The 11,922-nt window shown below is 43.8% G+C and carries 12 protein-coding genes; all 12 read left to right on the plus strand.

The window, feature by feature from the left end; translation table 11 throughout:
• Nucleotides 1–33 precede the first annotated feature (33 nt).
• The 12 genes from IMX17_RS02180 (at nt 34) to IMX17_RS02235 (ending at nt 11,910) form a co-directional block, all read left to right on the plus strand.
• Nucleotides 34–318 (plus strand): hypothetical protein, encoded by a 285-nt coding sequence (locus IMX17_RS02180; protein ID WP_046896472.1) that lies wholly within the window; start codon nt 34–36, stop codon nt 316–318.
• 106 nt (nt 319–424) lie between these two features.
• Nucleotides 425–1,093 carry a hypothetical protein gene (locus IMX17_RS02185; RefSeq protein ID WP_046896473.1) on the plus strand — a complete coding sequence of 223 codons (669 nt, stop codon included), beginning with the start codon at nt 425–427 and terminating at the stop codon, nt 1,091–1,093.
• Complete coding sequence (locus IMX17_RS02190; RefSeq protein WP_046896474.1) at nt 1,086–1,835, plus strand: SDR family NAD(P)-dependent oxidoreductase; 750 nt, start codon at nt 1,086–1,088, stop codon at nt 1,833–1,835. Before IMX17_RS02185 ends, IMX17_RS02190 begins: the two co-directional genes overlap by 8 nt.
• A gap of 20 nt (nt 1,836–1,855) precedes the next feature.
• Entirely contained in the window at nt 1,856–4,060 is a 2,205-nt protein-coding gene (locus IMX17_RS02195; RefSeq protein ID WP_080350149.1) for a beta-ketoacyl-[acyl-carrier-protein] synthase family protein, read from the plus strand.
• A gap of 118 nt (nt 4,061–4,178) precedes the next feature.
• On the plus strand, nt 4,179–4,511 hold the full coding sequence (locus tag IMX17_RS02200; protein ID WP_080350150.1) for a hypothetical protein: 333 nt from the start codon (nt 4,179–4,181) through the stop codon (nt 4,509–4,511).
• Between the two features lies 1 nt (nt 4,512).
• Nucleotides 4,513–5,340 carry a transglutaminase domain-containing protein gene (locus IMX17_RS02205; protein WP_046896477.1) on the plus strand — a complete coding sequence of 276 codons (828 nt, stop codon included), beginning with the start codon at nt 4,513–4,515 and terminating at the stop codon, nt 5,338–5,340.
• Complete coding sequence (locus IMX17_RS02210; RefSeq protein ID WP_046896478.1) at nt 5,340–5,735, plus strand: hypothetical protein; 396 nt, start codon at nt 5,340–5,342, stop codon at nt 5,733–5,735. Before IMX17_RS02205 ends, IMX17_RS02210 begins: the two co-directional genes overlap by 1 nt.
• 252 nt (nt 5,736–5,987) lie before the next feature.
• Nucleotides 5,988–7,613 carry a phenylalanine aminomutase (D-beta-phenylalanine forming) gene (locus IMX17_RS02215; protein ID WP_152665172.1) on the plus strand — a complete coding sequence of 542 codons (1,626 nt, stop codon included), beginning with the start codon at nt 5,988–5,990 and terminating at the stop codon, nt 7,611–7,613.
• 107 nt (nt 7,614–7,720) lie between these two features.
• Nucleotides 7,721–7,990, plus strand: coding sequence for a hypothetical protein (locus IMX17_RS02220; protein WP_046896479.1), 270 nt, complete (start codon nt 7,721–7,723; stop codon nt 7,988–7,990).
• A complete protein-coding gene (locus IMX17_RS02225) occupies nt 7,977–9,545 on the plus strand; it encodes an AMP-binding protein (RefSeq protein WP_193549292.1) in 1,569 nt (522 codons plus the stop codon). The genes IMX17_RS02220 and IMX17_RS02225 overlap by 14 nt, the downstream gene beginning before the upstream one ends.
• Before the next feature lie 87 nt (nt 9,546–9,632).
• The gene (locus IMX17_RS02230; RefSeq protein ID WP_046896481.1) at nt 9,633–11,309 is read left to right on the plus strand and encodes a non-ribosomal peptide synthetase; all 1,677 of its coding nucleotides are present in this window, start codon (nt 9,633–9,635) and stop codon (nt 11,307–11,309) included.
• A 193-nt stretch (nt 11,310–11,502) separates the two neighbouring features.
• Complete coding sequence (locus tag IMX17_RS02235) at nt 11,503–11,910, plus strand: ester cyclase (RefSeq protein ID WP_046896482.1); 408 nt, start codon at nt 11,503–11,505, stop codon at nt 11,908–11,910.
• Nucleotides 11,911–11,922 lie beyond the last annotated feature (12 nt).

The raw sequence follows: 11,922 nt of genomic DNA on the forward strand, positions 1-11,922 counted from the left end.
TTATTCAATAAACGAAGGATAAGTAGGTAAATTATGAACAGACATGAAATTATCACCAATATAAAAGAAAAAATTATCTTTGAAGATCTCGAGCTCAGTGAGTGGGGACATGAATTGTCAGACATCAAAGATGATACGCTTTTATTGTCTGAGGAAGGCTTAGCATTAGACTCTGTCGATGTTCTGGATATTTTTGTTGGAATCCAAAAAGAATATGGCATTGACTTGGGAGCGATTACGAAGGAAATAATGGAAAAACATTGTCAATCTCCTTTAACCTTAACTGAATTGGTTATCGATAAATGTGGCGCTCGCTGAGAGCAATCCTGTAGATCGCGATTAACGTCGGCTGAAATTGAGTTTTATTCAACACCCTAACCGTCTTGGGGGCTGATTTTTCAACCCGTAGGTAGTATTAGATAACATGAAAATACTCATTATAAAAAATTATCAATCGGCAATCGTTGATTGCTTAGAGGATAATCTGACTGAGGACAGCATCGACTTGCTTTCATTGAATGATACCGATGATGTGAAAGAAGGCTGGATAAAGAAGTTGGAAGTGGACGGACAGACATACGATAATGTCATTATAGACGCAAGGTATAACGAAGAGGAATGCCTGAGGTCAATATTTAATGGCGATGTTACCCATGGTGATAATGGTGTTTTTTCAAGCAGGTTAGTTGATGATATACATTATTTAATGAAGATAATAAAGCGAGTGGTTTTGGCTAACATGAAGTTAGACAACTGCAAGTTTTTCTTTTTGTTAAAAGACGACTCGTTTGGCTATTTGGATAGCAATGACAGCTCGCCCACTTACAACGAAGCCGTAATATCAATGTCGAAATCCCTGGCGAAAGAATATTCCCGCTACAACATGTATTTCAATTCGCTGATTATTCAGCCTGAATTAAAAGAGCTAAATCTCAATAGACAGAGCAAAGAGCTTTTAAAAAATTTTGCCTTGAAATACAAGTCAAATAGCTACTTGGATGTTTCTAATTTTATTTTTTCGATGATTGAGAATAATTTCCCGATTAATGGGGCGACGATACGGTTAGGAAATGGAGTGGTTGACTATGTCTAAGAAAGTAGTACTCGTCACGGGGGGAGGAAGAGGGATAGGAAGGGCGATCTGTATGGAGTTTGTTTCTGAGAAAACCCATGTGGCTTTGACGTATACACGCGATGCCCATAGCGCAGAACAGGTCAGACAGACGCTGGAAGAAAACAATGTATCTTGTTCCGTACATCAGCTGGATGTCCAAGACTTTCACATGTGTCAGTCAGTCGTCGAAGCGGTTGAACGCGAGTACGGAACCATTAATGTTCTGGTGAACAATGCTGGGGTAACGCTTAGTAAACAATTCGTAAGTTGCGATGACGCGGAAAACCAAGCCGTGTTATCGACCAACCTTCAAGGCGTGATAAACATGACGCTGGCGACGGTACCCTCCTTGAAAAAGTCCGCCAGGAATAACGAGATAGGGCGAATTGTTAACATTTCATCTAACACCTCGCTATGCGGAAATGCCGGCCAAGTCGCTTACAGCGTGACGAAAGCTGGAGTGAATGGTTTCACTCGCTTGTGTGCAAGAACGCTTGCCAGTCAAAATATATTTGTGAATGCCGTTGCGCCGGGTTACATCGATACCGATATGACCCACTTTCTTCCTGAAAGTACATACTCCCATGTGTTACAGGTGTCAGCGATAAAGCAGACAGGCCGAGTGAAAGACGTGAGCTCAATTGTGCAATTGCTGTGTGGCGATCACTGTAATTACATGACTGGTCAAGTGCTCCATATTGATGGCGGGAAGTTTTGCTAGAGATTTAATGAGGTAGAGTAATGAACGGTTCAATCGTAATTTCTGGTATGGGGCTATATACCCCACCTGTTACTGAATTAAACGAATTAACACGTTTTTCTACAGACCATCATCGATTAATTAACAACCATGAATATAATGAGTTGGGAATTAACAATGCAACCGTGTCCGTCTTCGATAAAAATCATACGGAGCCCTTTGGAAAACAAGGTTGGGTGAATAATGCCTCCATTTTTGCCCTAAGAGCCGCGGAAGCCGCTATCAAAAACTCGGGAATAAACCTGGCAGAATACGATGCGCGTCGAATATCGGTCGTATTAGGCAGCTACAATTCCGGCACCGACAGCTATGTGAAAATGTTTAACAAGGTGCTGAACAATGAGCATGACTCGGTATCGTACAGCGAACTGATGTCTTCAATGTTATCCCACTGTGGGAACGCCATTGCCGCTCGTTACAATATCCAAGGGAAGAAAATTGTCGTCTCTTCCGCTTGCTCTTCGAGCTTAACTGCCGTAGGGATAGCGACGGATCTGCTTCACTCCGATAAAGCGGATGTGGTGATCTGTGGGGGTTCTGATTGTGTTGATCTTCCTGTGGTGGCCGGTTTCAACAGTCTAAGCGCGTTGAATGAAGGCCGATGCTCGCCGTTTTCTAAACCTGCAGGAATCAACTTAGGAGAGGGGGCGGGCATACTCATACTCACCAAAGACAAGGATAACGCTCATAACAAGTGGTTAATTACCGGCTACGGGGCTTCTAGCGATGCGTATCATGAAACCTCCCCAGAGCCGAATGGCGTTGGTGCTATTCAAGCAATCGATGCGGCATTATCGGCCGCAGGCCTGGGCAGAAATGACGTTGATTTGATTTCAGCGCATGCGACCGGCACGGGAGCAAACGATATCCCAGAGTCAAAAGCATACGAGAAATTATTTGGTCTCGATGTGCCGGTCAGCGTCATGAAGCCATTTTACGGCCATACCTTGGGGGCATCTGGCATCGTAGAACTGATTAGTGTCTTATCCCTGCTGGATGTGGGTATCACGCCGGAAAACAACAACCTGAGAGAACTGCGAGAAGGGTGCAGCCCCATAAACCTCAACTACAGGGGTTACCCTAGCGATAAAGTCCGCACCGTCCTGGCAAGCAGTTTTGGATTTGGTGGCAGTAACAGTGCCGTTATTGTGACTAAGCGAACGAATGAACGAGAAGCTAAATACACTAAGTCAGCAATACCTATCGTGAAAGCAAGCGCGAATGACGGGGTAGCAAAAACGGTTATTGACACCAAAATGGGGGTTATCAAGGAAGAATGTAAGATCCATTTGCAAAACAAGCGGTTCAAACGCGACTCTCCGGAAATCAAATATTGCATCGAATCAGTAGGCGATGTGGTGAATGGTTTTGAACAGCTCTTACAAAGTAATGCCAGAGCAGGGGTGATTACTGGCAACTCACAACGCCCACAGCGATGTCTGGAAAGCTTCCTGGCATCGATCTATGAGGGTGATCCCAAGTATGCAAGTGCGCGCCACTTTCCAGGACATATTGTCAGTGCAACTTGCGGTCAGGTGTCTATCGCGCACAAGATTATCGGCCACTCAACGGTGCTGTGCAGTCCGACGGCGGCGTTCGAATATACCGTGGATCTTCTGAGAAGTGATACGCAAGACTTTATGATTGCCTGTTCAAGTGACGATGTGACACCGGTTCAAGAAAATCTTGTTCATCAGTTTGTTGCCAAGCCAGACTATTCGATGGCTAAAGGAAGTGCGGCGCTGCTTCTTTCGAGCCGGGAGCAACTTTCCAAATGTGATCATGCGCCTGTAGCATGGATTCGAAGCATGCTTCATTCGACCTACAACGGATTGATGCTCAGGAATGATGAAAAGTTCCACCGCCTACTGGAACGACTCATCCTCGAATCTTGTGAGGAAGCCTGCATTAGCTTTACTGAACTTGAGCATTGTCTCGTATCAAATGCGTTGGTGGACAACAGCATCGTCGATGGGGTTAAACATTTGTTGACTCAATATCATCCCCATCTTGTTGTAGAGAGTAAGAATGATAAGAGACTCTCCTCCGACTTTATGACTCATATCGTTGACGCAACTGAGATGATTTCGATGGGTGTCAAGAGCAATGTGTTGGTGATATCCATTGATCTGTCTTCTAATGTGGGGGCATGTATTATTTCAAGCAAAGACTGTCTGATGAGATAGTTATTGTTGATGAAAAGGATAGGCAGTGTTTTGATTTCATTATAGAGAGTGAAACGTTTGTCGCCTGTCCTTTTATATCTTTTTTTAGATTAAGTATTATAAAGTCCTCGGGGGCATTATGAGCTACAAAAATACGCATGGGGCTATTGTTGACACTTTCGCTAATGGAACATTCTCTATGCTATTTAACAGCGACTGTCTTTTTTTTGAAGGACATTTCCCTGACAATCCGGTTGTTCCGGGGGTGCTGCTGTTAGATACCATATATGAAAATCTGTTAAAAAAAGGTGCGTCGAATATAGTGGGTATTGATAATGCGAGGTTTTACAGTACCGTTCTACCTAACGAAAAAATTATCGTTAAAATCAATGAGCTGCCGGGTAAAGTAGTTTGCACCGTCAAAAAAGACACAGGCAAAGTACTCAAAGTCAGCTATATAAAAGCGCAATAATATGATCGATTATTCAACTCAATCAGATATTACGGCTTTGGGCGATGCGACGCCTCATCTTGACGTGAACGGAGACTCTCTCCTGAGTATCGCTAAAAGTTGTCGGAACCTTGTCGAGCATCAAAGCGGTATCAATGCTCACAAGATCCCTTTGTCCCGGCACAAAGACTACGAACTGCGAACGGTCACGGAAGTCCTGCAAGAAGCGAAGAGACGAAGGCTGGACTTAAGAATCGAGAACCCTTTTGAAAATAAAATAATTGGCAATTGCCAAACCATTTCATTGCTATGTCTTGGCATCATGCGTGAGCTGTCGATCCCGGCACGCTATCGATTTTGCCTGTGTGAATATTTTGAGCCCAATTCCTATGCGGAACACATCGTCCTTGAGTACTGGAGTGCTTCAAATCACAAATGGCAGATCCTGGACCCAACAGTCACGCACGAGATTATTGAAAAAAACCAAACTCAAGCCTTTGTCGATTTTGAATTTGATAACATTCCGAGAAATAAGTCCAATCTCTTTACCGATCTATGGAAAAAGTATCGATGTGGTGATTTAGACCTCGATACCATTCATCACCACTCTTACCGAAAGATCCTTGGGCTGGAACGATTTGTGTGGAGGACACTGCAGGACGTTTTGGCGTTACATAAAGTGGAACTGTTTTATTGGGACTACTTCGATTTTAAGCGGTATGTGAATGAACCTCAATTGGTAGACGAGATCATCGAAAATATCGATGAAAGTCGAAAAGAGATGAACAGCATTAATCTTGAGTTTGAAGGGTTCATTAACTTCCATCCTTATCAAAGAGATTATAAGTAATGCTAGATTTTGTGAAGGGGGCGCATGCTCAACCTTTTTCTTTTATCGGAACCGTTGAGGATATGTCAGAGCATGAAATGACAGCCAGGGCGGATTTCTCTGAAGAGAAGACATACAAGCAGTGTTGCCATAACGCATGGCCTCTCATTGTCGAGTCATTAGCTCAGGCAGCTGGTATTCATATAAAAAATCGGCTGGATCCTAATTACAATGGCTATTTAGTCGGTTTGGATGATCTACATGTTCAGCATTCCGGAGATATTATGTCTGACTACCGCTTAGTCACAAAAATGGTCAGCCGTCTTGATAAGAAATATTTATATCATTGCGAAGCGTTCACCAACACCAACCACTCGATCCTCTCATGTCACATTCTACTATCAAATTCAGATTGAAGCAGACTCCCTTATGGGATATTCCAGTAACATAGGTATTCCAACTCGATGCGAATTGCATTCTCATCATGTTGTCAGAAAAAATTGAATTTAATTTAAAAGTTAATAAAGTAATAACCGCATGCCTGATGATATTTCAGGTGACGGGCCCTCAGGTTTTAAAGCGTCGATATTAAAATGAAAAGTCACCCGAACTACATTTATGTTTAAATGTGGATGGGCTAATGCTGATGGAAAATAATTGGTGGAAAAATGAGTATTGCAAACGAAAGCTATAATAAATCTGTTATTTCCTGTGAAAGAAACTTGCCTCAGGTTGAGATGACAAGCTTCCACATTTCATCGGGTAAAGATGTTGCCTTGGAAGAGATCGCCTACGCGGCGAGACATCATCAACCTGTCACCGTCGATGAGGGCGTCATCAATAGAGTGACAAAATCACGTGACATCCTGGAGAAGATGGTGTCTGACGACCGAGTGATTTACGGCGTCAATACGAGTATGGGGGGATTCGTCAACTATATCGTCCCTATTGCTAAAGCCAATGAGCTACAGAACAACTTAATCAATGCCGTCGCAACCAATGTGGGGCGATATTTCGACGATACGACGGTCCGGGCTGCCATGTTGGCGCGAATCGTTTCATTATCTCGTGGCAACTCGGCCATTTCGATTACTAACTTCAAAAAGTTAATCGATATTTACAACCAGGGGGTAGTCCCCTGCATCCCTGAAAAAGGTTCGCTAGGGACAAGTGGCGATCTGGGGCCGCTGGCCGCCATTGCGCTGGTTTGCACAGGCCAGTGGAAAGCGCGTTATCAAGGCGAGCAGATGAGTGGGTTGGAAGCGCTCCAAAAAGCGGGGATCTCGCCGATGGAGCTCAGCTTTAAAGAAGGCCTGGCCCTGATCAATGGCACGTCTGCCATGGTGGGCTTAGGCGTATTACTGTATGACGAAGCGAAACAGCTTTTCGACACCTACCTGACTGTGACCTCGCTGTCGATTGAAGGGCTGCACGGGAAAATGAAACCGTTCGAACCCGCCGTACACCGAATGAAGCCGCATCCAGGTCAGCTTGAAGTAGCCACGACCATATGGGAAACATTGGCTGACTCTTCTCTGGCCGTGAATGAACATGAAGTCGAAAAGATGATTGCCGAGGAAATGGATGGCTTAGTCAAAGCAAGTAGCCATCAGATCGAGGATGCGTATTCGGTTCGTTGCACACCTCAAATTCTTGGACCCGTCGCGGATAGCCTCAAGAATATTAAACAGACGTTGGTTAACGAGCTGAACTCTTCCAACGACAACCCGTTGATTGATCAAACTACGGAAGAGGTATTCCATAATGGCCACTTCCATGGTCAATACGTATCAATGGCCATGGATCACCTGAATATTGCGCTGGTGACGATAATGAACCTTGCCAACCGTCGCATCGATCGATTTATGGATAAATCCAACAGCAACGGTTTACCTCCATTTCTGTGCGCAGAAAATGCGGGATTACGTTTGGGATTGATGGGAGGCCAATTCATGACGGCGTCGATCACCGCTGAATCCAGAGCTTCCTGTATGCCGATGTCAATACAGTCGCTGAGCACCACCGGAGACTTTCAAGATATTGTCTCTTTTGGATTAGTTGCCGCACGCCGCGTAAGAGAACAGTTAAAGAATCTTAAATATGTGCTTTCGTTCGAATTACTGTGTGCTTGCCAGGCTGTCGATATACGCGGGAGTGCTGGCTTATCGAAACGAACGCGTGCGCTCTACGAGCAAACCCGCTCGCTTGTGCCTTATTCGGCAGAAGATAAAACCATTACGGATTACATCGAGTCTATTGCTCAAATCGTGTTAACAAAAAATCGCGATATTTAGCGATGGTGCGGGACGAATCGTGACTCAGCCCTCAAGGCTGAGCGCGTTGCTGGCTTTGGTGATCCGCGGTGGCGGATCACAGAACGAATGATACTGGATAGACGAATATGGAAAAGTACGAGATTGAACAAGTACTCAAAAATCAAATCAGAGTAATAAACCATTACGACGATAGCGTAGAAATTGCCGGAGAGGTTAATTTAAAAGACGTTCTCGATTCGGTGGATATTCTTCAGTTTGTCTTCGGGATAAATAAAGAATACGGACTTTCATTTGGCAATAATATTGGCGATGAACAGCATCTAACCACGTTAGATAAAGTGGTCTCCTGGGTGCACTCTGCAATCAATCAAAAGGCCGAAGATGACAAACAATAATCTATTGTCGATGATTCGGCGGTTTAAGGGCAATGACAATATTGCTTATTACGATTTTGAAAGAAAGATGTCTTTTTCAGAACTGTATCTGGAAATGACAATGATAAAGAATTACCTTGAATCAAGGGGCATGACTCAAGGTAAAAAAGTTGTCTCTTTTTTGGATAAATCATTTTCAGAGTATGCGCTTTTCTATGCGTGTTTATTGCAAGGCGTCGCTTTTTGTCCATTAGATAAAAGCTTGCCTGCCAATCGTTTGGCGATGATCATGTCAGATCTTCAACCTGATATGGTCATCGCGGAGGATTCCTATATAGGCGAAGAGAACGCCTTTAGGCAAAAATTGTCAATTCCGCATGGATGTATCGTGTCTGATGGGAACGTCAGCGCATTAATCGACGGTAATACGCACGATGAAGGCAATGCAGCAGAGGTTGATTCAGATACCGTTGCGTACATCATCTTTACTTCCGGGTCGACGGGCAAGCCTAAAGGGGTGCAAATCACGCACGAAAATCTAAATTTTTTCTTAGGCGCGTTGTATCCCCGATACGTCAGTGAACAATCAGAAAACTATCTGTCAATTGGTCCATTGTATTTCGATATGACCATACTCGACAGTATTGTACCTCCTTTGTATGGGCACTCGGTCTACTTGTATAAGCCGCCTTTCATTCCGGCAATTTTCTCTGGCATCATTGAAAAATATCAGATTACCAGGTTGAGCTGTGTTCCTTCGGTACTGGAAATATTGTTGCCTCAGCTTAACGAAGCGACGGGGTTTGAGCCGCTTCACACTCTGAACCTTATCCTGTTTGGCGCTGAAAAACCCAACGGGCAGTCCATAAAGAAATTACTGGCAAACATTCCTGAACTGAAAGTAATTAATGCATACGGTCCGACAGAAGGGACCATGTGCTGCTTTTCCTCTGAGATTACTCTCGATAGCTTGGGTGACGATATCAGTATCGGTAAGCCATTTGATGGTACCAAATACCTGCTCGATACCCGCTCTGGCTTTTCAACTTCCGGAGAAGGGAAACTATTGATATCTGGAAAACAAGTGATGAAAGGGTATATTAATCAATCACAGGTTGATGACCCATTTATTTTTGTCGATGATATTCAATACTATTGTACCAATGATGTTGTTAAGGTAGATGACGACGGTGTTTTCTACTTCCTTGGGCGTTCGGATGATGAAGTGAAACTGAATGGATTTAGAGTTCATCTTCAGGATGTTGCGGAGAACATTAAAAAAACACTCAGCATTGGCGATATTTTTCTCCATAAGCACACGGATAATAACAAGGACTATTTGGTTCTTTCATACGAGAGTACATCGCCACTTAATCCTGAGGAATGTATTTCCTTATTAAGGGGGCAACTGCCAAAATATATGATCCCCAATGTTTTCGCCATATTCGATTCACTGCCTAAGTTGAGAAACTCAAAGTTAGACAGGAAGAAAGTCAAAGACTCCGTGAACTCAGAGTTCGTCCGTTCGAAGGCGTGCTTGGTCGATAAAAAAATTATTTCATTACATATTAAATAAATCCAGCTTTGTTCGGCTGAGCCTTCATTCAGAAGATGTAAAGACTTTACGCATTACAAACGGTCAAAAAGTAGGGAGGGGAAATCGATGAAAGATGCTGACTTGAGTAGTTTACTGCGTACGGTAAGATCGCACTATGAACATAAAAACGCGATTGTATTTAATGAGGTGGCATATTCTTATAAGGAGTTAGATCAGCGAATTGAAATCTGCAATCAAGCCATTGCACATAGCGATATAGCGGTCATTATCAATGTCAAAGATAAGCTGAAAGCCATCATATTAATGCTATCTGCCATAGACTGTGGCGTTACATTTATACCGATTGATGGTGATCGACCTCGTTCGTTTTTGACTAAAATCGCGGCGAAGTTCCCTCAGGTTCGCGTGATTAACGACGTGTGTTTCGATACAGGACAGATTGACTCACACATCCTGACGCATTATGAGCGAGGGCAGACACTTCCTCGCGGCGTGATGTCAATCATGTATACATCAGGCTCCACGGGGGAACCTAAAGGCGTACAGGTCAGGGCGAGTTCTGTGCTCAATTTGCTGCATCGTCCCTCTTTCATTGCTTTAAGTCGTGAAGACGTAGTGGCGTCTTATTCGTCGCTGTCTTTTGATGCGTCCACCTTCGAAATTTTTACCCCTTTGCTTTCCGGTGGCACGCTGGTGCTGTTGGATAAAATGGTGGTGTTGGATGAAGCGCGTCTTCTTCATGCCATTGAGCAATATAAAATATCCTGTATGTGGATGACGGCCGGCCTCTTCCGAAGTCACATGTTGTCCGGTGATTGCCGCGCATTGGCACGTCTCAGGCATCTGATCGTCGGTGGAGATAAAGTGGATTTTCACGCTGCGGTGTCATTTTTGGAACGTTCACCCGGTACGCAGCTATACAACGGTTATGGGCCGACTGAAAACACCGTTTTCACCACCGTTGCGAAGTTAGACCTGGAAAAATTGAAACGTGAGAAACGGATTTCGATAGGAAAACTGGTTGAGGGCGGGGATTACCTTCTCTTCGATGAACTCACTGGAAAATATCGCAAATCCGGTATTGGTAGACTCCATGTGACGGGGAAAGGGCTGTCCGCGGGGTATCACGATAACCCCGTGGAAACCGGGAAGGTGTTTAGGATGGTTGACGGCACCCGCTATTACGACACCGGTGATATCGTTGAGTGTGCGCTGGATCAAGAATTTTATTTTCTGGGTCGCCAGGACCGTCAAGTTAAACTGAATGGGCACCGAGTCGAATTAGATGACATTGAAAAAACCATAGAAAGTGATAAGTCTGTGGTAAAAGCACTGTGCTTTTTATGGAAGAATCACCTTGTGTCTTTGATCGAAATACAGGATAACACGGCTGGCCTTGAGGCGATCATTACCCGGCTGCGCTCTCATTTGAGCCCTTTCTCTTTTCCTGATTTTTTTATCGAAAACACACAGTGGCCACTTAACAAGAATGACAAAATAGACACTCAATACTTGGTCAACAACACGATAAAAAATCTGGAAATGCGTCAAAGCGATTCCGCCGGGCTCTCGGTTAAGCGTGTCGCTGAACAGGTGTTAGATAAGTCTGTTGAACAGCTGGATATCGGTTTATTTGATCTTGGCTTTGATTCCTTATCTATGCTCACATTTAGTCATAAACTGAATGAACATTTTGCTATTAAAATAAATGTTCTTGACCTTTATACCGCAGGAACATTGCAAGGTGTGGATAACTTAGTTGCCACTAAAATGAGCGTGTGAAGCATGTTTTTATGCCACGCTTCGCGGTTAGTTTATTGGCTGTTTTAAGGTTTTGTTGGGATAAATGCGTTTTAAATTTTAATCACAGGCATTATCTTCTGGATTGTTAATCATCCGGCGATAAATTTACTTCTGCTGTTTTATCAACCGGAAATCTCGCCAATATTGGGCGTTATATAAATGGAGCTGTGTTATGAGTGAATATAATGAAACGGAACTGAAGAACATTGAAATTGTAAAATCACTGTACACCGATGTTTTTGATACAGGCAATTGCCCGGTTGTCAACGACTATTACCATAAGGGGGCGAAGTGCCATCTAAAAGGCAAAACTCTGCAGGTTGAACAGATGAAGGGGGGAATGGCTGAGTTTGTTGAAAAACACGTGGCGATCTCAACGTCGATTGAATCAATCTTTGCTGTCGGTGACCGTACCTATGCTCGTCTTAATCGGCAGGCTACGTTGAAAGGTGATAGCCAGCCCCGTGATATTGAAATCATGGTAGAAAAACGATTTGTTGATGGGAAAGTCGCAGAGCTATGGTTCATGGTCGATGACGAGATGTACAGCGAAATTTGGCTAAAACAACAGTCAGCATAATCCGATAACCTG

The sequence above is a fragment of the Serratia sp. X3 genome, assembly GCF_014982455.1.
Taxonomy (GTDB): Bacteria; Pseudomonadota; Gammaproteobacteria; order Enterobacterales; family Enterobacteriaceae; genus Serratia; species Serratia ureilytica.

Coding starts and splice junctions, on each gene's coding strand:
- IMX17_RS02180 (WP_046896472.1), top strand. CDS start 34: ATGAACAGACATGAAATTATCACCAATATAAAAGAAAAAATTATCTTT.
- IMX17_RS02185 (WP_046896473.1), top strand. CDS start 425: ATGAAAATACTCATTATAAAAAATTATCAATCGGCAATCGTTGATTGC.
- IMX17_RS02190 (WP_046896474.1), top strand. CDS start 1,086: ATGTCTAAGAAAGTAGTACTCGTCACGGGGGGAGGAAGAGGGATAGGA.
- IMX17_RS02195 (WP_080350149.1), top strand. CDS start 1,856: ATGAACGGTTCAATCGTAATTTCTGGTATGGGGCTATATACCCCACCT.
- IMX17_RS02200 (WP_080350150.1), top strand. CDS start 4,179: ATGAGCTACAAAAATACGCATGGGGCTATTGTTGACACTTTCGCTAAT.
- IMX17_RS02205 (WP_046896477.1), top strand. CDS start 4,513: ATGATCGATTATTCAACTCAATCAGATATTACGGCTTTGGGCGATGCG.
- IMX17_RS02210 (WP_046896478.1), top strand. CDS start 5,340: ATGCTAGATTTTGTGAAGGGGGCGCATGCTCAACCTTTTTCTTTTATC.
- IMX17_RS02215 (WP_152665172.1), top strand. CDS start 5,988: ATGAGTATTGCAAACGAAAGCTATAATAAATCTGTTATTTCCTGTGAA.
- IMX17_RS02220 (WP_046896479.1), top strand. CDS start 7,721: ATGGAAAAGTACGAGATTGAACAAGTACTCAAAAATCAAATCAGAGTA.
- IMX17_RS02225 (WP_193549292.1), top strand. CDS start 7,977: ATGACAAACAATAATCTATTGTCGATGATTCGGCGGTTTAAGGGCAAT.
- IMX17_RS02230 (WP_046896481.1), top strand. CDS start 9,633: ATGAAAGATGCTGACTTGAGTAGTTTACTGCGTACGGTAAGATCGCAC.
- IMX17_RS02235 (WP_046896482.1), top strand. CDS start 11,503: ATGAGTGAATATAATGAAACGGAACTGAAGAACATTGAAATTGTAAAA.